Origin of the sequence: Acidocella sp. (assembly GCF_028687955.1) — a bacterium.
In the GTDB taxonomy this organism is placed as follows: Bacteria; Pseudomonadota; Alphaproteobacteria; order Acetobacterales; family Acetobacteraceae; genus Acidocella.
In genome coordinates this window covers 1-20,978 of record NZ_JAQTZC010000006.1, presented here as the reverse complement: position 1 = coordinate 20,978, position 20,978 = coordinate 1, and the positions used below count along the sequence as shown (strand labels likewise).

Here is a 20,978-nt window from a genome sequence, read left to right as displayed (position 1 = left end):
AGGGGCTGCGCGCCAGAACCGCCGCCCGCCCGCCCGGCCGGGCGGGTTTCAATCTCCTCGCCCATACCCTATTTCAGCTCAGCGCCCTGGTGGCGCGATGGTCCGAGTTCAGGGAAGCGAGTGGATTGAGTATGCCGTTAAGTATCATTTCCGCCAATCGTCTGCGTGATGGCGCCACCGTCTGGCGCACGGCTAGCGGCGACTGGGCCGAGCAGGTGCAAGCCGCCGGTCCCCTCGATGCCGATGCCCTGGTGATCGGCCTGCAAAAGGCCGCCCTGCAGCCGCAGGTGGTGGTGGATGTCCACGAGGTTCCCGTCACCCTGGAGGCGGATGGCACCCCGCTCCCCGCCACCCAGCGCGAGGCAATTCGCGCCGACGGCCCCTCCGTCCGCCCGGACCTCCCGGTCAGCACCTGGGGCGCGCGCGGTGGCGCCCTGCCGCCGCTGCCCTCAGCCACCTCAACCTCCCCCTTCGCCGGGATTTACCGCTACGACGATTACGACCGCCAGTTCCTGCGTGACCGTGCCGCCAGCTTCGGCGCGCAGGTTGCCCGCCGCCTTGCTGGCGAGCTGAGCGAGGATGAGTTCAAGCCCCTGCGCCTGATGAACGGCCTCTACCTCCAGCTCCACGCCTACATGCTGCGCGTGGCCCTGCCTTATGGCATTCTCAGCGCCTCGCAGCTGCGCCAGCTCGCCTATGTCGCCCGCCATTACGATCGCGGCTACGGCCATTTCACCACCCGCCAGAACATCCAGTTCAACTGGATGCGCCTGGAGGATGCCCCGGCGGTCCTGGCTCTGCTGGCCGAGGCTGACATCCACGCCATCCAGACCAGCGGCAACTGCGTGCGCAACGTCACGACGGATGAATTCGCCGCCGCCGCCGCGGATGAAATCGTCGACCCGCGCGTCTACGCCGAAATCCTGCGCCAGTGGTCGACTGACCATCCCGAGTTCACCTATCTCCCGCGCAAGTTCAAAATCGCTATCACCGGCTCCCCGCAGGACCGCGCGGCCGTGCGCCTGCACGACATCGGCATCATGGCGCGGCGCAACGCGCAAGGTGAGCCGGTGTTCCAGATCTTCGCCGGCGGCGGCCTCGGCCGCATCCCGGTCATCGCGGTCAAGCTACGCGACGAACTGCAGGTGCACGACCTGTTGCGTTATGTTGAGGCCATCCTGCGCGTCTACAATGCGCTGGGCCGGCGCGATAACATCCACAAGGCGCGCATCAAAATCCTCATCCGGGAGATGAAGCCCGAACATTTCATCAAAATGGTCGAGGACGAATTCGCCGCCATGCTGGCTGATTACTGCGTCCTGGAATCAGACGTCGTGGCCGCTGTCGGCGCCCGATTCATCCCCCCGCCGTTTGAAACCCTGAAGGCAGAACCCACGGAATTCACCGAGGCGTTGAAGCGCGACCGCGCCTTCCGCGCCTGGGTGCGCACCAACACCCACCCGCACCGCCAGCCTGGCTACATCTCGGCGGTGATATCGCTGAAAACCCCCGGCAGCATCCCTGGTGACGTTAAGGCCGGCGAGATGGACAAGATCGCCGATCTCGCGGATCGCTTTTCCTTCGGCGAACTGCGCGTCACCCACCAGCAGAATCTGGTCCTCCCCCATGTCCGCAAGGCCGATCTGCACGTTTTCTGGTCTGAGCTTGTCTCCCTCGGCCTCGCCGCGGGCAACATCGGTTTGGTGACTGACATCATCGCCTGCCCCGGCATGGACTATTGCGCCCTGGCCACCGCCCGTTCCATTCCGGTCGCGCAGCGCATCGCCGAGCGTTTCGCCGACCCGCAGCGCCAGCAGGACATCGGTCCGCTGGATCTAAACATCTCAGGCTGCATCAACGCCTGCGGGCATCACCATGTCGGCCATATCGGTCTGCTCGGCGTCGATAAAAGCGGCACGGAAGTCTATCAGATCACCCTTGGCGGCGCCTCGGATGAAAAGGCCGCCATCGGCACCATCATCGGCCCGGCCGTTCCCACGGAACAAGTGCCCGAGACGGTGGAGAAAATCGTCAACGCCTACATCGCGCACCGCACCGAGGGCGAAACATTCATCGAGACCTACCGCCGGCTTGGCCTGGCGCCATTCAAGGAGGCCGTCTATGGCAATCATTAACGCACAGGGGCGGGAGGTTGCGGACAGCTGGAGCGTCAGCGCGCCCGGCGCTGCCCCCGCACCCTACATCATCATCCCCCTGGCGGAGTTGCCCTCGACCGACTCGCCGCTGCCCGCCCCACTCGGCGTGCAAATCCCCCCCGGCGCGGCCCTGGAGACCATCGCCCCCCGCCTGGGCAGCTTCGCCCTCATCGCCATCGAATTTCCCAAATTCCGTGACGGCCGGGGCTTCACCCTGGCGCGCAACCTGCGGCTTAAATACGGCTTCAAGGGCGAAATCCGCGCTGTCGGCCATGTCATCCCGGACCAGTTCGCCGCCTTGCTGCATTGCGGCTTCTCCACCTTGAGCACCTCGCCCGAGCACCCCGCCGCGCAGTGGCGCCTGGCGTCCAGCACGCTGGAAAACCCGGTGCATCCGGGGCAGTTGCTCTCCCGGCTCATGGGCCGCGGCCTGGCGGCGTAACAGTTGCCGCCACCTGTGCGCGGCACGCTACCCCGCCGCGCGCAGCACCGTCTTCAGGTTCATGAACTCATGCAGCCCATGCGTCCCCAACTCGCGGCCATGGCCTGAGCGTTTGATCCCCCCGAACGGCGCTTCCGGCGAAGAGGCGAGCATCTGGTTGATCGCGGTCATCCCCGCCTCAATATCGCGGATGAAACGCTGCTGCTCCTGCGCATCATTGGTCCAAACCGAAGACCCCAGGCCGAAGGGAATATTATTGGCGATGCGGATCGCCTCATCAATATCCGCCGCGCGGAACAACATCGCAATCGGCCCGAAAATCTCCTCACGCATCAGCGGGCTGTCCAGTGGCACCTCGGTGAGAATCCCAGCCGACATATAAGCCCCCAGCCCTGGTAGCGCCTCGCCGCCAAACAATAGCTTCGCCCCCTGGTTTTTGGCCTCCACAAGCTGCTGCAACACCGTATCGCGCTGCTCGAAGCTGGAGAGCGGCCCCATATCAGTTGCCGGGTCCATCGGGTCGCCCGCCTTCACGGCCTTCATCGCGGCGGAGAATTTCTCAAGAAACGCCTCATAAATATCCGCATGCACGATCATCCGCTTGCCGCAGATGCAAGACTGCCCGGTGTTCTGAATCCGCGCCTTCACCGCCATGCGCACGGCCGTATCCAAATCAGCCGAGGGCATCACGATGAACGGGTCCGATCCGCCAAGCTCCAGCACGACCTTTTTCAATTGCCGCCCGGCCTGTTCGGCCACCGCCATGCCCGCTCCCTCGCTGCCTGTCAGCGTCACCGCGACAATCCGCTCATCCGCGATAATATCCCCGACAGCCTTTGATTTCACGGCCAGATTCTGGAACAGCCCAACCGGCGCCCCGGCCGCCACCACCATTTCCTCCAGCAGCCCCGCCACGCCTTGCACATTGCTGGCATGTTTCAGTAACCCAACGTTGCCCGCGAGAATGGTGGGCGCGATGAACCGCACGACCTGCCAGTACGGAAAATTCCACGGCATAACCGCCAGCACCGGCCCCTGCGGCAGCCAGTGCAGCTCGGCGCTGCCGCCGGTGCTCAGCGCATGGCGCAGCGGCACCAGCATGGCCGGGCCATGCTTGGCGTAATGGTGGAACGCCGCGATGCATTTCTCGACCTCGCCAACGGCCGAGGCATAGGTCTTACCCATTTCCATTGTCGCCATGCGGGCCAGCCGGTCCTTGTTCACCTCATACTGCGCGGCGATTTTGCGGAGCAAATCCGCGCGCGCGCTCACGGGGCTTTTCCGCCAATGCTGATAAGCCGCCGCCGCCTTGCGGAGCCTGTCCTCCACCCCGGCGCCGGAGAGCTCCGCGTAAGTTGCAATTTCCTGGCCGTTCGCCGGATTAACGCTCTTGAACATCTTTTGGCTCCCTTGAAAGACTGGCTTCTGAAAAACTGGCTGTTTGCAAAAAGCTAACCGCTGCCCCGCCGCCGCACGGCGCCACCCGGATCTTCCCCGCCAGTTTATGCCGCCCCCCGGATGGACACAACGCCGCCCCGGCCCCCCGGATTAATAAGGCTCCGCGGCGGCGGCGCGGCGGATGATCGCGCGCGGGTCCACCCCCTCCGGCAGCGTGCCAAATGTCATCCCCGCCGCGCCGTTCAGGCGCGCGGCGCAGAAGGCGGCGGCGATCCCGGGTGGCGCGTGGCGCAGCAGCAGGCTGGCGGCGAGGCCAAGGGCGAGGTGTTCCGCCAGCCGCCTGGCGTTGCGTTCTTGCGGGTCCGGTGTGGCAGTCCGTAACCAGGCATCCAGCGCGGGATGCCTGCCCGCGGCCAGGGCGATCTCTGCGCGCAGCAACCCCGCCGCCTCCGGCTCGCGGGCGAGGGCGCGCAGCACGTCCAGGCAGATGACATTGCCCGAGCCTTCCCACAGCCCGTTCACCGGCGCGTCGCGATACAGCCGCGCCAGCACATCCTCCTCGACATACCCATTGCCCCCATGGCACTCCATGGCCTCCGCCGCGACCACCGGCGCCCGCTTGCAGACAAAATATTTCGCCAGCGGCGCCAGCACGCGGTTCAGCACCCGCTCGGTATCATCGCGCGGGGCGGCGTCCAGCGCGGCGGCGGCGCGCATCGCCAGCCACAGCGCGGCCTCGGATTCCAGCGCCAGATCCGCCAGCACATCGGCCATCAGCGGCTGGTTGACCAGCCTGTGCCCGAAGGCACGGCGCTGCGTGGCGTGGTGGATCGCCAACGTCACCGCCTGGCGCATCAGCGCCGCCGAGCCCAGCGCGCATTCAAGGCGGGTGAGATGCGCCATCTCCAGCACAAGCCTGATGCCGTGCCCCTCCTCGCCCAGCATCACCGCCTCCAGCCCGCGGAACTCGACCTCCGCCGAGGCGTTGGAGCGGTTGCCGCATTTATCCTTCAACCGTTGCAGCAGCAGAAAATTGCGGCTGGAGTCATCGCGCCAGCCTTGCGCCAGAAAGCAGGAGACTCCCCCCGGCGCGCGCGCCAGCGTGAGGAAAAGATCGCTGGTGGGAACCGAGAAAAACCATTTATGCCCGGTCAGCCGCCAGGTGCCGTCACCCACCGCGGCCGCAACGCTCTGCGTCTGCCGCAAATCCGAGCCGCCCTGTTTTTCCGTCAGCGCCATCGCCACGCCGAGTGCGGTTTTCTGGTCCGGCGGCAAGGGGCGCGGGTCGTATCCGGGGGAGAGAATTTTATCCTGGTATTTCGCCAGCGCCTCCGGCTGGTGGCGCAGCGCCGCGATGGCGGCGAAAGTCATCACCGCGGGGCAGCCAACCCCGGCTTCCCCCTGCGCCCATAAATATGAAAGCCCCGCCCGCGCCACATGTCCGCCGGGGCGCGCCGCCGTCCAGCCCAGCGCATGCACGCCATCCGCGCGGATCATCCCCATCAGCTCATGCCACGCGGGAGAAAATTCAACCATATCAATGCGGCGGCCAAATCGGTCATGTGTGCGCAGCTCTGGCACGCAGCGGTTGGCGGTACGGGCCAGATCCTGCATTTGCGCGCTGCCCACCCGCGCGCCGCAGGCATGCAGCCTGTCCTCCGCCCACCCGGCGCCAAAAACCTGCATGGTGGCGCGCAGCGCGGCATCAGTTGCGTAGGTGTTGAAGTTGACCAGCTCGCCGGGCTGGTTGGTTACCTCATGGGTCGCATAGCCTGACATGTTCTCCTCCGCTTTATAAAGCAGCGTTATGAGGCACATGGGGGTGGTGCCAGCTTTTTGCCAGCACCGGCGCCGGGCTGGCGAGGGTTTTAGCGCGCGAGGCGCTGAATATCGGCGTTGATCTGGTCCACCAGCGCGTAGCGGGCGCGCCAAGCGCTGCGCTTCGGCGGCGCAACCTCCTCGATTGAGCGGCGCGGGCGGATTTTGGGCAGGAGGAAGAAATCCCCCGCCACCCGCACGCCGCCCAGTTCTTCCCAGAAGGAGTCGTAATCGGCGTACCAGCCGGTTTTTTTCCGCCATAGGCCATGGCGGAAATGCCCGGCGTTGGAAATCGCCATGAGATCGGCGGTGCCGAGCCGCTCAGCCAGCGCATAGGCGGCATGGACCACCGCATCCTTCGGCCGTAAGCCAAACAGCTCCTTGGTCGCCAGCACGGTGATAGCCTTGCTGTCCGCGCGGCTGGCCCCCTGCAAACCCCCGATCCACAGGCTGGGCGGCGCCCCCGGCTTCATCGCGCCCGCTACCAGGGAGAGGCTGGCCACGCGCACATTCCCCTCCACCCGGAACAGGTCAATGCTCAACTCACCCTCGCGAAAGTTCAGGAAATTGAGCGACAGCGAAATGCGGTACAGCGCATCCTGCTTGCCCTTCAGCTCCACCAGAACGCTTGGTTGCTCGCGCAACAAGCCGGCGACAAAAGGCGTGCCGAGAGTTGCCAGCAGATGGTCATAATGCGTGGTGAGCAAATTGTGTTTGGCCGCCTGCGGCAGGGAATGGTGCAGATAGCGCTGTCCGCTTTTGCGAACCACGTCATAGGGGATCTTCTCCAGGCGGCAGATCGTGCGAATGCGCTCCAGCTCACCCAGCCAGCGCAGCGTCGCGATGGGCGAGCGCACGAACCGCCAGCCCAGCCGGAAGGCCTTGCGGGCATCATTCCGGGCGATCTGCGCGGCAAGCTGTTCATGCAGCAAGCCCCAGGCGCTGGGGGGGCGAATGCGGCGCGGCTCGTCCGTGCATGTGGGGTCAGCCTGTGCCTGCGGCGGCACATCAGTAACAGTCTGCAATGGATTACCTTGGACGGCGGCGCCCAGTTTGATGAATTGATCCGGTCTTGCCCGGTTCATCGCACAAGTAACAAAACATGTCTATTGTATTTGTGAGATTTAGTTCCACAGTAGCCGCGCTAGGTTTCCTCCATGCGCACGCCGGGGTGGAAATAAGCATACACCGCGCGCGCGGTGGCGCGGTTGATGCCGGGAACGGCCTCCAGGTCCTTCAGCCCGGCGCCGCGCACATCGCGCGCCGCGCCGAAATGCAGCAGCAGTGCTTTTTTGCGCGCGGCACCCACGCCGGGCACATCATCCAGCTCCGAGGTGGTGATTTTTTTGCTGCGCGCGTTGCGATGGGTACTGATGGCGAAGCGATGCGCCTCGTCGCGCAGGCGTTGCAGGAAGTAGAGCACCGCATCGCGCGGCGGCAGCTGGAAGGGCTCGCGCCCGGCCATGAAGAACCATTCCCGCCCGGCGTCGCGGTCCGGCCCCTTGGCGATGCCCACCAGGGGAATATCGGAGAGGCCAAGTTCCGCCATGATCGCGCTGGCCGCCGAGAGCTGTCCGGCGCCGCCGTCAATCAGCACCAGGTCCGGCCAGTTCTCGCTCTCGCGGCCGGGGTCTTCGGCCAGGGTGCGCGTGAATCGCCGGCGCATCACCTCACGCATCATGCCAAAATCATCGCCGGGGGTGATGGCGGATTTGATGGCGAATTTGCGATAGGCGGATTTGTTGAATCCCTCCGGCCCGGCCACGACCATGACGCCGTAAGCATTGGTGCCCATGATATGCGAGTTGTCATAGGTCTCGATGCGTTTTGGCGGTTCGGGCAGGCCAAACAGCTCCGCCAGGGCGGCGAGCAATTTGCCCTGGCCGGCGGTCTCGGCGAGCTTGCGCTCCAGCGCCTCGCGCGCATTGGTCTGGGCGTGTTGCACCACGTCGTGTTTTTCACCGCGCTGGGGTACCAGCAGGGTAATTTTCCGCCCGGCCTTCAGCGAGAGGGCCTCAGCCAGCAGCGCCGGCTCCTCGGCCTCATGGCTGAGCAGGATGAGTTGCGGGGCGGGCTTGTCGTCATAGAACTGCGCGATAAAGGCGCTGAGCACCGCGCCCGGCTCGGCATCCCTGGCCTGCGAGGGGAAGAAGCTGCGATTGCCGTTGTTGCGCCCGCCACGGATGAAGAACACCTGTATGCAGCTCTGCCCCGCCTCCTGGTGCAGGGCGATCACGTCGGCATCCGTCAGGCTGGCGGGGTTGATGACATCGGTGCCCTGGATATGCGAAAGCCCGCGGATACGGTCGCGGATGGCGGCGGCGCGCTCAAACTCCAGATGCCCGGCGGCCTCCTCCATGGCGGCGGCCAGCTCCTGGCGCACCGCGCCTGATTTTCCAGAGAGAAACGCCTTTGCCTGGTCCACCAGGGTTTTGTACTCCGCCTCGCTCACCCGGCCCACGCAGGGCGCGCAGCAGCGCTTTATCTGGAACAGCAGGCAGGGCCGGGTGCGGTTGGCGAACACGGTGTCGGCGCAGGTCCGCAGCAAAAAGATGCGTTGGAGCGCCTGCACAGTCTGGTTGACCGACCAAACCGAGGCAAACGGCCCCCAATAACTCCCCCGGCGCACCTGCGCGCCGCGATGCTTGGCGATCTGTGGAAATGGGTGGTCCTCGCTCAGCATCAGCCAGGGGTAGGATTTATCGTCGCGCAGCAGAATATTGTAGCGCGGCTGCAGGCGCTTGATGAGATTGGCCTCCAGCAGCAGCGCCTCGGCCTCGGTATGGGTGGTGAGGATCTCCATCGTGGCGGTCGCGGCCACCATGCGGCGCAGACGCTCAGGCAGGCGGGCGAGCTGCGTGTAGGACACGACACGTTTCTTCAGGTTCCGCGCCTTGCCGACATAAAGCGCGTCGCCCTTGGCATCCAGCATCCGGTACACGCCGGGGTTTCCCGGCATGGTCTCCAGCGCCTTCAGGATAATTTCGACGCCTGTGGGAATATCGGCCTTATCCCCGTTTGTCATGATAACCTTGTGGATAACTTTGTGGAAACGGTGTAACGCGTGAGGCCCCGGCAGGCAGATGATCAAACCGTGCAAAACGCCATAATTTCGACGGGAAAATATTTAACATCATGATTTTGCAGTAAAAAAATAAGAATGCCATGTCACGCACATGAAACAGTTGCGGCCCGGAACCCCTTGACTCAACGTAAGTTTTGGGAAGTGGACAACTAAACGTTCCGCCGCTCGATCTCCACGCCGGCTGAAGCCGCATCCTTGAAGACATCCAGCTTTTCCACACGCACCCGGGCGGTGCGCACCCGCTCGTCACGAAGGCAAACCTCGCACAACCGTTCGGCCAGCGTCTCCACCAGCTGCACATGGCCGGCGGTCGCCATGGCGCGCACATTGTTCACAATTGTCTCATAATCCACGACACGGCCAAGCTCATCCTGCCCAACGGCGGCGCGCGAGAGGTTGGCGGCGCCTTCGTCGGCAACGGCAAGGTCGATATTGATGCGCACCCGCTGCCGGCCGTTATGTTCGTGCGGATGCACGCCGATGGAGGCGTTGAGCATCAGGTCGCGAATGAACATGTGGCGCGTGGCGCGTGTTGCGTCGGCGTAACGGGGCTGATCCATGGGAGCAAGTTTTGCGCTGCCAGCGGCGCCGTGGCAATCTCCAAGGCGCCCGGCAGCAATGTACAAGACGCGGCGCACTTGATGCGGGCGGCAGTTGGCAGCGCGCGGCCAACAGAATAAGGGAGCGCAGGAATTTTGTATCGAAGGAATGAACTGATGCCGGATGTGAACGTGGCGGCTGACTATAAGGTTAAGGACATCTCCCTGGCAGCCTGGGGCCGCAAGGAGATCGAGATGGCGCAGGACGAAATGCCGGGGTTGATGGCGTTGCGCGCCGAGTTTGGCAAGGACCAGATCCTGAAAGGTGCCCGCATCGTCGGCTGCCTGCACATGACCATCCAGACCGCCGTGCTGATCGAGACCCTGACCGCGCTGGGCGCCTCGGTGCGCTGGTCGTCGTGCAACATCTTCTCAACCCAGGACCAGGCCGCCGCCGCCATCGCCGCGACCGGTGTGCCGGTGTTCGCCTGGAAGGGCATGAGCGAGGAAGAATTCTGGTGGTGCATCGAGCAGACCGTGCGCGGGCCGGACGGCTGGGTGCCGAACATGATCCTCGATGACGGCGGCGATGTCACCAAGCTGATGCATGACAAATACCCCGACATGCTGAACCATGTGAAGGGCATCTCCGAGGAGACCACCACCGGCGTGCATCGCCTGTGGGACATGGCCCGCGCGGGCGAGCTGCTGGTTCCCGCCATCAACGTGAACGATTCCGTCACCAAGTCGAAGTTTGACAATCTCTACGGCTGCCGCGAGAGCCTGGTGGATGGCATCCGCCGCGGCACGGATGTGATGATGTCCGGCAAGGTCGCCGTGGTCGCCGGCTTTGGCGATGTCGGCAAGGGCTCCGCCGCCAGCTTGCGCAATGCCGGCTGCCGCGTGCTGGTCACCGAGATCGACCCGATCTGCGCGCTTCAGGCCGCGATGGAAGGCTACGAGGTCGTCACCATGGACGACGCCGCCCCGCGCGGTGATATTTTCGTCACCGCCACCGGCAATGTCGATGTCATCACCATCGAGCACATGCGCGCCATGAAGCACCGCGCCATCGTCTGCAACATTGGTCATTTTGACAGCGAAATCCAGATCGAGGCGCTGCGGAACCTGAAGTGGGACAATGTGAAGCCGCAGGTCGACGAAATCGAGTTCCCCGATGGCAAGCGCCTGATCGTGCTCTCCGAGGGCCGGCTGGTGAACCTCGGCAACGCGACCGGCCACCCGAGCTTCGTGATGTCGGCCAGCTTCACCAACCAGGTGCTGGCGCAGATCGAGCTGTGGACCGCCCCGGCCGGCAAGTACGAGAACAAGGTGTATGTGCTGCCGCGCCATCTGGATGAAAAGGTCGCGGCGCTGCATCTCGCCAAAGTCGGTGCCAAGCTGACGCAGCTGACCACGAAGCAGGCCGATTATCTGGGCCTGTCGCAGCAGGGGCCGTTCAAGCACGAGCTTTACCGCTACTAATGCCAACCACAGGCAACATCCTGGTGGCGCTGGGTCTGGCGGCCCTAACCGGCGGGATGTTGTTCTTCGGCGCCGTCATGGCGCCGCTGGTGTTCACCAAACTACCGGCGGAAGCGGCGGGGAATTTCATCCGCGCTGCTTTCCCGTTTTATTATGCGTATATCATCGCCACATCCGCGCTCGCGGCGGGCGGCTTTTTGCTGCGCAGCCAATATGGCGCGGCCAGCGCCTTGTTCGCCCTCATGGCGGTAACCGTATGGCTGCTGTTTGGCTGGATGCCGCACCTTGAAGCGATGCGTCTGGCGGGAGACACCGCCGGTTTCGCGCGCGGGCACCGCATATCTGTATGGATCAACGGCGCGCAGCTGCTCACCGCCCTGGCGCTGCTGGTCCGCAACGCCTGATCAACGCCTGATCATTCGTCCTTCAGCGCCCGGCCCATCAGCTCGGCCATGGTCTGGGCGATGCCGGCCCCCCCGGCCAGCAGCTTCGCCACCGCGGCCGTAATCGGCATGCCCACCCCGGCGGCGGCGGCGCGCGCGAGCAGCGCGGGCGCGGTGGTAACCCCCTCTGTCACAACAGTCCGCCGGCCAAGGATCTCCCCCAGCAGCTCGCCCTTGCCCAGCGAAAACCCCAGCGAGAAATTTCGGCTGCCCGGCCCGGTGCATGTGAGCAACAGGTCGCCCAGACCCGAGAGACCGGCGATGGTTTCCGCCTTGCCGCCCAGTGCCGCGGCCAGCCGGGCGATCTCCGCCAGCCCCCGGGTGATCAGCGCGGCGCGCGCGTTCTCGCCAAGCCCCGCCCCCATCACCACGCCGGCGGCGATCGCGATGACATTTTTCGCCGCCCCGCCGAGCGCGGCGCCCAGCGCATCCGTGCTGCCATACAGGCGCAGCGTGTCGGTTTTCAGCGCGGCGATCAGCATTGCCCGCAACCTCGCATCGGGCGTGGCGAGCACGGCGGCGGCGGGCAGCATGGCGGCGACCTCATGCGCGAAATTCGGCCCGCTGAGCATGGCGGCGGGGCGCTCGGTCACGATCTCCGGCGCCAGCAGCAGGCTGGCGCTCTCCAGCCCCTTGCAGCACAGCACCAGCGGCGCGTTGCCCGGCAGGTTCGCCAGCGCCGCGCGCAGATGCTGCATCGGCACCGCCACCACATAAATATCAGCGGCGGGAACCTGCGCGGTGATGCGCAGATTGTCCGGCAGCACCGCGCTGGGCAGGCGAATGTTGTGGCGGGTGACACGCATATTGTCCGCGCGCTCGGCATCGCGCGCCCACAGCGTAACGTTCTTGCCGGCCTGGGCCATCAGCACCGCCAGCGCCGTGCCCCAGGCCCCGGCGCCGATCACGGCGATTTGTTCATTCATCGGTTATTCTCTCAATTCCCGCCGCGCTGCCTGGTTCGCCCAGAATCACCCTCAAGGCATCTAATACCGGCAGCGCCGCCTGCGCAAAACTATAGGGCGGGTTGATGACGAGCACGCCGCAGCCGTTGAGCCGCGCCGGGTCCAGCGCCGGGCGGCGCAGCAGTTCGGCGGCGATGACATCGCGCACGCCGCCCAGTTGCAGCGTCTCGAAAAACGCCCGCACCGGCGCGCGGTGCTTAATGGGATACCACACGGCATAAACCCCGGTGCGGAATTTGGTGTAGGCAGCCAGCAGGTTCTTCGCCAGGGTGGCGAATTCGTCCGGGCGCTCGAACGGCGGGTCGATCAGGATCAGCCCGCGTTTTTCCGGCGGCGGCAAAAACGCGCGCAGGGCCTCATAGCCGTCGCGCTCATGCACCGCCACGCCTGGCGCGTTGCGGAAATTGCGCCGCAGCATGGCGGCATCCTCAGGGTGCAGCTCGCAGACCACCAGCCGGTCCGCCGGACGCAGCAGCGCGGCGGCGATGGCGGGGGAGCCGGGGTAGGGGCCAAGCTGCCTGATCAGCGCGGTGTAATCCGCCAGCGCCGGGTCGTGCGCGGCCAGCACCCGGCCGATCCCCTCGCGCCATTCGCCGGTTTTCTCCGCCGGGCCGCTTGTGAGGTCGTAGCGGCCGATTCCGGCATGGGTGTCGAGCACCAGCAGCGGCTTATCCTTGCGCTGCATCGCGCGCAAAAGCTGGATGAACAGCGCATGTTTCACGCAATCGGCAAAATTCCCGGCATGGAAGGCGTGGCGGTAGTTCATCGCACGCCCTCCCGCGCCAGCTCTTCCAGCGGCCAGCGTGGTTTGCAGGGCGCGGTGAGCGGGTCGGTCAGTCCGGCGCGCAGGCGCTCAACCCCCGCCCAGGCGACCATCACGGCATTATCGGTGCACAGGCGCAGCGGCGGCGCGATCAGGGTTTTGCCCTGGGCGGCGCAGAGGGAGTCCAGCCGTGTGCGAATCGCGGTGTTCGCGGCCACGCCTCCGGCGATGATCACAGCCGAGACATCCGGGCGGAGCGCGAAGGCATTGGCCAGCCGGTCAGCCAGAATATCGGTGACGGCGGCCTGAAAGCTGGCGGCGATGCTGGCAGCCAGCAAGCGGGGCAGGGCGGCGCTGCCTTGCGCCGCCACCAGCTGCGCCACGGCGGTCTTCAGCCCGGAGAAGGAGAAATCGCACCCAGCCCGGTGCAGCAGCGGGCGGGGCAGGGGGTAGGCGCTCGCATCGCCCTCGCGCGCCAGCGCTTCCAGCGCCGGGCCGCCGGGGTAGGGCAGGCCGAGCAGCTTCGCGGTCTTGTCGAACGCCTCGCCCACCGCGTCATCCAGCGTGGTGCCAAGCTTGCGGTAGCGCCCCACGCCCTCCACCACCACGCACTGGCTGTGCCCGCCCGAGAGCAGCAGCAGCAGATACGGAAATTGCGGCTGGGCGGCGCTCAACCCCGGCAGCCGGGCGGTGAGGGCATGCGCCTCCAGATGGTTGATGGCGATATAAGGCCGGCCCGCCGCGATGGCCGCGCCCTTGGCAAAGCCGGTGCCCACCAGCAACCCGCCGATCAGCCCCGGCCCCGCCGTGGCGGCAATGGCGTCGAGGTCCGCATAGCCAACCCCGGCCTCGCGCAACGCCGCGCGCACCATCTCCGCCAGCGCCGCCAGATGCGCCCGCGCGGCGATTTCCGGCACCACCCCGCCCCAAGGCGCATGGTCGGCGATCTGGCTCAGCACCAGCTCGGAGAGAATCCGCCCGTCCGCCGCCAGCACCGCGGCGGCGGTTTCATCGCAGGAACTCTCGATGCCTAATACAATCTGACTCATTGCCACTACTTTTCTTTCCTCGACGCACGCTCTAGACCACCCTCGTGAAAACCGTAACACCCCTCATGAAACCGCACCGCCGGGACCTGCCGCTCAAAGCCGGCACCCGTGGCTCCCCGCTCGCCCGCGCCCAGACCGCGACTTTCCTCGCGCTGCTGCGCCAGTTCTGCCCGGTGCTGCGCAGCATGGAGGTGTTCGAGGAGCATATCATCGTCACCACGGGCGACGCGGTGCAGCACCGCCCGCTTGCCGAGATCGGCGGGAAAGGGCTTTTCGCCAAGGAAATCCATGAGTCGCTCCAGGAAGGCCGGATCGATTTCGCGGTCCACAGCCTGAAAGACCTGGAAACAACCCTGCCCGAGGGCATCACTTTGGCCTGCACCCTCAAGCGCGAGGACGCGCGCGATGTGCTGATTTTGCCATCCAGCCATGCCGCGGTGGACGCCGCCGACCCCTACGCCGCCCTGCCCCATGGCGCGCGGGTCGGCTCCGCCTCGGTGCGCCGCCAGGCGCAGCTGAAGCACGCCCGGCCGGATCTGGAATTCTCCCTGTTGCGCGGTAACGTCGGCACGCGGCTGGCCAAGGTGGAGACCGGCGAGTTTGACGCCACTTTGCTGGCTTACGCCGGGCTGCGCCGCCTCGGTCTCGCTGACAAGGCCAGCATCGTGCTCAGCCCGGAACACATGGTCCCCTCCGCCTGTCAGGGCATCGTTGGCATCACCGTGCGCACCGCCGATACCGAGCTGCTGTCTCTGCTCTCAAGCATCGAGGACCCAGAGGCAAAAGCCGTGGCCACCGCCGAGCGCGCGCTGCTTGATGCGCTGGACGGCTCCTGCCGCACGCCGATTGGCGGCTATGCGCGGCTGATTGATGACGCCACCCTGCATATCACCGGGCTGGTGGCGCGGGCTGATGGCACGTTTCTGCTCAAGCGCAGCGTCACCGGCGCGGTGGCGGATGCCGCGCGCATCGGCCGTGAGCTGGGGCTGGAGTTAAAGGCGGACAGCCCGTCAGACATCTTCCTGCCGTGAAAATCCTGGTCACCAGGCCGGAGCCGGGCGCGAGCGCCACGGCGGCGCGGCTGGTGGCCATGGGGCATGAGCCGGTGCTGGCGCCGTGCCTTGCCATCACGCCGCGGCCCGCGCATCTGCCCGCAAATCCGGCGGCGCTGGTTGTCACCAGCGGCCAGGCGGTGCCCGCATTGCCGCCCGCGCTGCATAACGTGCCGGTGTTCTGCGTGGGCGATGCCACGGCCGGCAAATTGCGCGCGGCGGGGTTTACCCGCGTGGAGAGCGCCAGCGGCGATGCGGCGGATCTGCTGCGATTGATCCGCGAACGCCATTTGCCGGGGCTGCATGTGCTGGCGGTGGGCGAGCGCCACGGGCAGGCGCTGGCGCGGCAGTTGCGGACGGCGGGGTTTGCGGTGACGCGCCGCACGGTTTATGCCGCCCGGCCGCTGCGCATGTTGCCCGAGGCCGCGCGCGCCGCGCTCGCGGGCGGGGAAATCGGCGCGGCCTTGTTCTATTCCGCCGAGTCGGCCCGCGCGTTTATCCGCCTCAACCCGCCCGGCACCGCTCAAATCATCGCCTGTGCGCTCAGCCCCGCGGTGGCCGCCGCGCTGGGCGGCTTGCCCTGGCGCGCAATTCGTGCCGCATTAGCACCTACCGAGGCGGATCTGATGGCATTGTTATCATGAGCGAGACCGAAACCAAGACCGAACCCAAGGCCGCAACCGCGAAACCGGCGGCGCCAAAGCCGCGGCGTTCGCTCTGGCCGGTGTTTTTGCTGCTCAGCTTTGGCATCCTGGCGGGCGGCGAGGTGTATTTATGGAAGCTCCAGCAATCCCTGGCCGGGCAGGGCACGGCGGTCGCCGTGTTGCAGGCGCAGGTGGCGGATCTGCGCGCCCAGGCGGCCCGCGCCCAGCCGGGGCCGGACAGCATCGCCACCCAGGCGGATCTGTCACTGAAATTCGCGACGCTGAGTGCCCAGGTGAACGCCATGCAGGGCCAGCTCGCCGCTGACCATGGCACGCTGACGACGTTGCAGGTGAACGCCACGGACTTAACCAGGCTTACCGCCCGCATCGCTTTGCTCAATCAGCTGGAAACCGCGCGCATGGCGCTGGATGCCGGAATGCCGCTTGGCGCCATCGCCAACGCCCCGCCCGCGCTGGCGCAGTTCGCCACCACGCCGCCGCCCACCGTGGCGGCGCTGCGCCTTGGCTTTCCCGCTGCCGCCGCCGCGGCCGCGGCGGCCAGCATCGCCGGGAACGCGCAGGGCGGCGTCTGGGTGCGCGCGCTGCTGCGGCTGGATAATTTCATCACCATCCGCCAGGGCGCGCATGTGCTCGTCGGCAGCCCCGCTTCCGGCGTGCTGGCCCAGGCGCAAACGCTGCTGAACGCGGGAGACCTTGCCGGCGCGGTCGCGCAGGTGGGCACGCTCAGCCAGTCCACGCAGCAGGCCATGGGCGGCTGGCTCGCCCAGGCAAAGGCCCTGCTGGCGGCGCGCGCGGCGCTGATCGCCGTGGCCGGGCAGGCATAGGCCCATGCTGCGCGCGGTCAAATTCATCCTCATCGCGGCGGTTGTTCTGCTGCTGGCGTGGTGGATCGGCGGGCTACCCGGCAGCGTAAGCGCAACCTCTGGCAGCTATACGGTTGAAACCTCGGTCCCCGCCGCGCTTTTGCTGCTATTCCTCATCGCCTTGCTGTTTACGGTGCTGCTGCGCGTGGCGGGCGGACTGCGCCGCGCGCCGGGGGGCCTTAGCGCCTGGCGCGGCGGGCGGCGGCACAGGCTGGGCGAGGTGGCGGTGCAGCGCGGGCTGGTGGCGCTCGCCGCCGAGGACGCCAAGGCCGCCTGGGCCGAGGCCGGGCGGGCGAAAAAACTGTTGGGCGACACGCCGCTGGTGCTCTTGATCACCGCCGAGGCGGCGCGGCTTGCCGGCAAGGCCGCCGAGGCGCAGACGGCATTCGGGCAACTTAGCCAGCATGAGGAAATGGGTTTTCTGGGCCATCGCGGCCTGTTGCGGCATCATTTGGAACAAGGTGACCATGAGGCAGCCAAATCCCATGCGGCGGCGGCGGAGGTGCGCTACCCCGGCAGTGCCTGGGTGCGTGCCCGGCGGCTGGAGCTGGCCTTGCGCGAGCAGGATTTCCGCGCGGCGCTTGGGCTGACGCAGGCGCCCGCCGAGGTCGCGGCGCTGGCTACGGCGGCGGCGCAGACGAGCACCGGCAAAGGCCAGGCCCTGAGCTTCGCCAAACAGGCGGTCAAGGCCGATCCCAAACTGGCCCCGGCTGTGGTGGCCCTGGCGCAGGCGTTGCGCGATGCGGGCAAGCCGCGTGCCGCCAGCAAAACATTGCGCGCGGGCTGGGCGGCGGCGCCGAACCCGCTGATCGCGCAGGCCTATCTGGCGCCGGTGAACGGTGTGATCGAACAGGTGCAGGCGGCGGCGGAGCTGGCGGCGGAAAACCCCGGCCATGCCGAGTCCGAGCTGCTGCTGGCGCAAACATCGCTCCACGCCGCCCTCCCGGCGGAAGCCCGGCGCCACGTGCAGGCGGCGATTGCGGCAGGCGCCACGGATGCCCGCGCGCGCGATGTGCTGGCCAGCCTGGAGGGCAATCCCCCCGGCGGCGGGGCAAAACCGGCCTGGGTGTGCAGCGCCTGCCATACGCCCCAGGAAAACTGGGCGGCGGTCTGTCCGGCCTGCCACAAGCCCGGCACGCTGGCATGGCAGACTTCCGCCCCCGCCGCCTGAGGGCCTGCGCGGCGGCGCTCTTTTTGATGTCCGTGCCCGCTTTCGCCGAAACGCCCGCGTTGCCTCAAGAACCGGGGAATGGCGGCACCACCACCATCTCGCCAGGGCTGGGCATCGGCACGATACCGCGAAGCCCTCTGGGAAATCCGGGTTGAACTTTTTCACGCCGATGGGTGGTCGAGAGAACCTTCGCCTGGCTCGGCCGCCGCCGCCGCCTCGCCAAGGATTTCGAGGCAACAATCGCCAGTGCAACCGGCTGGGTTCTGCTCGCCAGAAAAATCGCATGCCAAAGTTATACCAGCCCGCCACCAAACCCAGAGAGTCAAGCTCTTGGCGGGCTGGTATCAGATGACTCTTAAACGCTCGCCTGGGTTACAAACTTCGTCACCAGATAAGGCTCCAGCCCTTCGGCGCCGCCCTCCGAGCCGTAACCACTGTCTTTCATGCCGCCAAACGGCGTTTCGGGCAGGGCCAGGCCGTGGTGGTTGATGCCCACCATGCCGGACTCGATGCCAGCGCCAAGGCCCGCCGCCGTGGTGGCGGAGCGGGTGTAGGCGTAGGCCGCGAGGCCGTAGGGCAGCCGGTTGGCTTCGGCGATCGCGTCGTCAAACATGGCGAAGGGCATGAACAGTGCCAGCGGGCCGAACGGCTCCTCGTTGAGCACGCGGGCATCGAGGGGAATATCGGTCACCACCGTCGGCTCGAAGAAATAACCCTTATTGCCTGCGCGCTTGCCGCCGGTGGCGATTTTGGCGCCCTTGCCCACGGCATCTGCGAGCAGCGATTCCATTGCCGCTATCCGGCGGTCATTAGCGAGCGGGCCCATGGTGGTGCCATCCTCCAGACCGTTGCCAAGCTTGATGGCCTCGCATTTAGCGACGAATTTTTGCAGGAACGGCTGGTAAACCTCGTTCTGCACGATGAAGCGCGTCGGCGCCACGCAAACCTGTCCGGCGTTGCGGAACTTGTTGGCGGCCAGAATGGTGGCCGCGGCGTCCAGATCAGCGTCGTTGAAAATAATCGCCGGGGCGTGGCCGCCCAGCTCCATTGTCGCGCGCTTCATATGCGCGCCGGCCAGGGCGGCCAGGTGCTTGCCCACCGCGGTTGAGCCGGTGAATGAGATCTTTCTCACCACCGGGTGCGGAATGAGATATTCCGAGATTTCCGCCGGAACGCCAAAGACAAGCTGAACCACACCGGCGGGGGTTCCCGCATCAACAAAGGCGCGCACCAGCTCGGCGCAGCTCGCGGGGGTTTCCTCAGGCCCTTTCAGGATGAACGCGCAGCCCGCCGCCAGGGCGGCGGAGATTTTGCGCACCGCCTGGCTCATTGGGAAGTTCCACGGCGTGAACCCCGCGACAACGCCGACAGGCTCGCGCAATGAGAGCTGATAAATGCCAGCCGCGCGCGCGGGGATGACACGGCCATAGGCGCGCCGGCCTTCCTCGGCGAACCAGTCGATCACATCCGCCGAGCCGAGAATTTCCATCCGCGCCTCGGCCAGCGGCTTGCCCTGCTCGGTGGTCATGAGCCGGGCGATGGACTCGCTGCGCTCACGCACCAGATCGGCCGCCTTGCGCATGATCTTGCCGCGCTCATAGGCCGAGATTTTCCGCCACACGGCGAAACCGGCGGCGGCGGATTCCAGCGCTTCGTCAAGGTCGGCAATCCCGGCATGCGCCAGCGTGCCGATGACCTCTTCCGTCGCGGGGTTGACCACGCCGAGCGTGCGCCCGCCACTGGCCGCGCGCCATCTCCCCGCGATATGCAGCAATACGTCCTGATACATTCTATACTTCCTCTAGCTCTCTTTGATGACTTTTCCCATGATATCAATCATCTGCGAAAGCTCGTCCGCCGTGGCGGCAAATGGCGGGGCGAGGACGATGGAATCGCCCGCCGCGCGCAGCACCAGACCGGCCTCGAACGCCTTGCAGAGAATGTTAAAGCCACGCGCGCCGGGCTTGCCTTTCGGCTCCAGCTCCACCGCGCTGAGCAGGCCGTAGCCGCGCGTATCGGTGACATAGGGCAGATCCTTAAACGCGCCGATCTGTTCCAGAAACGCCGGGGCGAGATCGCGCACGCGGGCGAAGGTGTCTTCCTCGCGGTAGATTTTCAACGTGGCCAGGGCAGCCGCGCAGGCGGCGGGATGCCCGGAGTAGGTGTAGCCGTGGTAGAGTTCGACGTTGTTATCAGGCGCGGCATCGAGGATCGTCTGCTGGATTTCCTCGCGCACGGCGGTCGCGGCCATCGGGATCGAGCCGTTGGTGAGCGCCTTGGCCATGGTCATGATATCAGGTGTGACGCCAAAGGTCTGCGCCGCGAAATTCTGCCCGGTGCGGCCAAAACCGGTGATGACTTCATCGAAGATCAGCAGGATGCCGTGTTTGGTGCAGATATCGCGCAGGCGTTGCAAGTAGCCCTTGGGCGGGACCAGGATGCCGGTGGAACCGGCGATGGGCTCGACGATGCAGGCGGCGATAGTGTCCGCGCCGTGGAGATCGACAAAACGCTGAAGGTCATCGGCGAGGTCGGCGCCATGGGTGCCCTCGCCCATCTCGTACTGGTTCTCGGGGATTTTGGTGTGGCGCATGTGCAGGACGCCCGGCAGGCCGAGGCCGAAGCTCTTGCGGTTGTTGACCATGCCACCGACCGACCAGCCGCCAAAGTTGACGCCGTGGTAGCCGCGCTCACGGCCTACGATGCGCTGGCGCTGCCCCTCACCGCGGACGCGATGGTATTGGATGGCGATTTTCAGCGCGGTTTCCACGGCTTCCGAGCCGGAGCCGGAGAAGATAACGCGGTTGAGGCCGGGGGGGAGCATGTCCGCCATCTCGGCGGCGAGACGGAAGGCCACCGGGACGCCGTATTGAAACGGCGGGGCGTAATCCAGCTCCTGCATCTGCCGGGTGACGGCTTCGCGGATTTCGCGGCGGCCGTGGCCCAGGGGAATGCAATAGAGGCCTGATGAGCCGTCAAAGATTTTATCACCGCGTGTATTATAATAATAAACGCCTTCGGCGCGCGTGATCAGCCGGGGCTGCTCCAGAAACTGCCGGTTGGCGGTGAAAGGCATCCATTGGT

Annotated in this window: 18 protein-coding genes and 1 pseudogene; 9 read left to right on the top strand and 10 right to left on the bottom strand. The window is 66.2% G+C overall.

What is annotated here, in order from left to right; all coding sequences use genetic code 11:
- The first annotated feature begins 131 nt into the window (after positions 1 to 131).
- Entirely contained in the window at positions 132 to 2,135 is a 2,004-nt protein-coding gene (locus PHE40_RS01465) for a DUF2849 domain-containing protein (RefSeq protein WP_299956976.1), read from the top strand.
- Complete coding sequence (locus PHE40_RS01460; protein WP_299956973.1) at positions 2,122 to 2,598, top strand: DUF934 domain-containing protein; 477 nt, start codon at positions 2,122 to 2,124, stop codon at positions 2,596 to 2,598. The genes PHE40_RS01465 and PHE40_RS01460 overlap by 14 nt, the downstream gene beginning before the upstream one ends.
- 27 nt (positions 2,599 to 2,625) lie before the next feature.
- On the opposite strand, the gene PHE40_RS01455 is transcribed toward PHE40_RS01460, so the two are convergent.
- The 5 genes from PHE40_RS01455 to PHE40_RS01435 form a co-directional block, all read right to left on the bottom strand.
- Positions 2,626 to 3,996: an NAD-dependent succinate-semialdehyde dehydrogenase gene (locus tag PHE40_RS01455; RefSeq protein WP_299956970.1), complete on the bottom strand. Its 1,371-nt coding sequence runs from the start codon at positions 3,994 to 3,996 to the stop codon at positions 2,626 to 2,628.
- 150 nt (positions 3,997 to 4,146) lie between these two features.
- Positions 4,147 to 5,814, bottom strand: a complete 1,668-nt coding sequence (locus tag PHE40_RS01450; protein WP_299956966.1) for an acyl-CoA dehydrogenase family protein — start codon at positions 5,812 to 5,814, stop codon at positions 4,147 to 4,149.
- A gap of 50 nt (positions 5,815 to 5,864) precedes the next feature.
- A complete protein-coding gene (locus PHE40_RS01445) occupies positions 5,865 to 6,839 on the bottom strand; it encodes a DUF535 family protein (protein ID WP_299956964.1) in 975 nt (324 codons plus the stop codon).
- Between the two features lie 119 nt (positions 6,840 to 6,958).
- Positions 6,959 to 8,839: an excinuclease ABC subunit UvrC gene (uvrC, locus tag PHE40_RS01440; protein WP_299956961.1), complete on the bottom strand. Its 1,881-nt coding sequence runs from the start codon at positions 8,837 to 8,839 to the stop codon at positions 6,959 to 6,961.
- A gap of 209 nt (positions 8,840 to 9,048) precedes the next feature.
- Positions 9,049 to 9,459 carry a dihydroneopterin aldolase gene (locus tag PHE40_RS01435; RefSeq protein WP_291423297.1) on the bottom strand — a complete coding sequence of 137 codons (411 nt, stop codon included), beginning with the start codon at positions 9,457 to 9,459 and terminating at the stop codon, positions 9,049 to 9,051.
- Between the two features lie 156 nt (positions 9,460 to 9,615).
- On the opposite strand from PHE40_RS01435, the gene ahcY reads away from it, so the two are divergent.
- Both ahcY and PHE40_RS01425 read left to right on the top strand, forming a co-directional pair.
- On the top strand, positions 9,616 to 10,923 hold the full coding sequence (gene ahcY / locus PHE40_RS01430) for an adenosylhomocysteinase (RefSeq protein ID WP_299956960.1): 1,308 nt from the start codon (positions 9,616 to 9,618) through the stop codon (positions 10,921 to 10,923).
- On the top strand, positions 10,923 to 11,327 hold the full coding sequence (locus PHE40_RS01425; protein ID WP_291423291.1) for a DUF4149 domain-containing protein: 405 nt from the start codon (positions 10,923 to 10,925) through the stop codon (positions 11,325 to 11,327). The genes ahcY and PHE40_RS01425 overlap by 1 nt, the downstream gene beginning before the upstream one ends.
- A gap of 11 nt (positions 11,328 to 11,338) precedes the next feature.
- Here PHE40_RS01425 and PHE40_RS01420 read toward each other — a convergent pair whose 3' ends face one another.
- Genes PHE40_RS01420 through tsaD form a run of 3 tightly spaced genes read right to left on the bottom strand, consistent with a single transcriptional unit; the run spans position 11,339 to position 14,143 of the window.
- A complete protein-coding gene (locus PHE40_RS01420; protein ID WP_299956954.1) occupies positions 11,339 to 12,292 on the bottom strand; it encodes an NAD(P)H-dependent glycerol-3-phosphate dehydrogenase in 954 nt (317 codons plus the stop codon).
- Positions 12,285 to 13,097 carry a 23S rRNA (adenine(2030)-N(6))-methyltransferase RlmJ gene (locus tag PHE40_RS01415; RefSeq protein WP_299956951.1) on the bottom strand — a complete coding sequence of 271 codons (813 nt, stop codon included), beginning with the start codon at positions 13,095 to 13,097 and terminating at the stop codon, positions 12,285 to 12,287. Before PHE40_RS01415 ends, PHE40_RS01420 begins: the two co-directional genes overlap by 8 nt.
- Entirely contained in the window at positions 13,094 to 14,143 is a 1,050-nt protein-coding gene (gene tsaD, locus PHE40_RS01410; RefSeq protein WP_299956948.1) for a tRNA (adenosine(37)-N6)-threonylcarbamoyltransferase complex transferase subunit TsaD, read from the bottom strand. Before tsaD ends, PHE40_RS01415 begins: the two co-directional genes overlap by 4 nt.
- A gap of 65 nt (positions 14,144 to 14,208) precedes the next feature.
- Here tsaD and hemC point away from each other — a divergent pair, with 65 nt between their 5' ends.
- The 5 genes and pseudogenes from hemC to PHE40_RS01385 all read left to right on the top strand — a co-directional run.
- Complete coding sequence (gene hemC / locus PHE40_RS01405; protein WP_299956945.1) at positions 14,209 to 15,174, top strand: hydroxymethylbilane synthase; 966 nt, start codon at positions 14,209 to 14,211, stop codon at positions 15,172 to 15,174.
- Positions 15,171 to 15,839, top strand: coding sequence for a uroporphyrinogen-III synthase (locus PHE40_RS01400; protein WP_299956942.1), 669 nt, complete (start codon positions 15,171 to 15,173; stop codon positions 15,837 to 15,839). The genes hemC and PHE40_RS01400 overlap by 4 nt, the downstream gene beginning before the upstream one ends.
- The gene (locus PHE40_RS01395) at positions 15,836 to 16,684 is read left to right on the top strand and encodes a hypothetical protein (RefSeq protein ID WP_299956939.1); all 849 of its coding nucleotides are present in this window, start codon (positions 15,836 to 15,838) and stop codon (positions 16,682 to 16,684) included. The genes PHE40_RS01400 and PHE40_RS01395 overlap by 4 nt, the downstream gene beginning before the upstream one ends.
- Positions 16,685 to 16,688: 4 nt before the next feature.
- A complete protein-coding gene (locus PHE40_RS01390) occupies positions 16,689 to 17,894 on the top strand; it encodes a heme biosynthesis HemY N-terminal domain-containing protein (RefSeq protein WP_299956937.1) in 1,206 nt (401 codons plus the stop codon).
- Between the two features lie 164 nt (positions 17,895 to 18,058).
- Positions 18,059 to 18,253: pseudogene (locus PHE40_RS01385) on the top strand (hypothetical protein); the annotation flags it as partial.
- Here PHE40_RS01385 and PHE40_RS01380 read toward each other — a convergent pair.
- Together PHE40_RS01380 and PHE40_RS01375 are read right to left on the bottom strand one after the other, a co-directional pair.
- Positions 18,250 to 19,683 carry an NAD-dependent succinate-semialdehyde dehydrogenase gene (locus PHE40_RS01380; RefSeq protein ID WP_299956934.1) on the bottom strand — a complete coding sequence of 478 codons (1,434 nt, stop codon included), beginning with the start codon at positions 19,681 to 19,683 and terminating at the stop codon, positions 18,250 to 18,252. The pseudogene PHE40_RS01385 and the gene PHE40_RS01380 sit on opposite strands and share 4 nt — an antisense overlap.
- Positions 19,684 to 19,695: 12 nt before the next feature.
- Positions 19,696 to 20,970 carry an aminotransferase class III-fold pyridoxal phosphate-dependent enzyme gene (locus PHE40_RS01375; protein ID WP_299957040.1) on the bottom strand — a complete coding sequence of 425 codons (1,275 nt, stop codon included), beginning with the start codon at positions 20,968 to 20,970 and terminating at the stop codon, positions 19,696 to 19,698.
- Between the last annotated feature and the right edge of the window lie 8 nt (positions 20,971 to 20,978).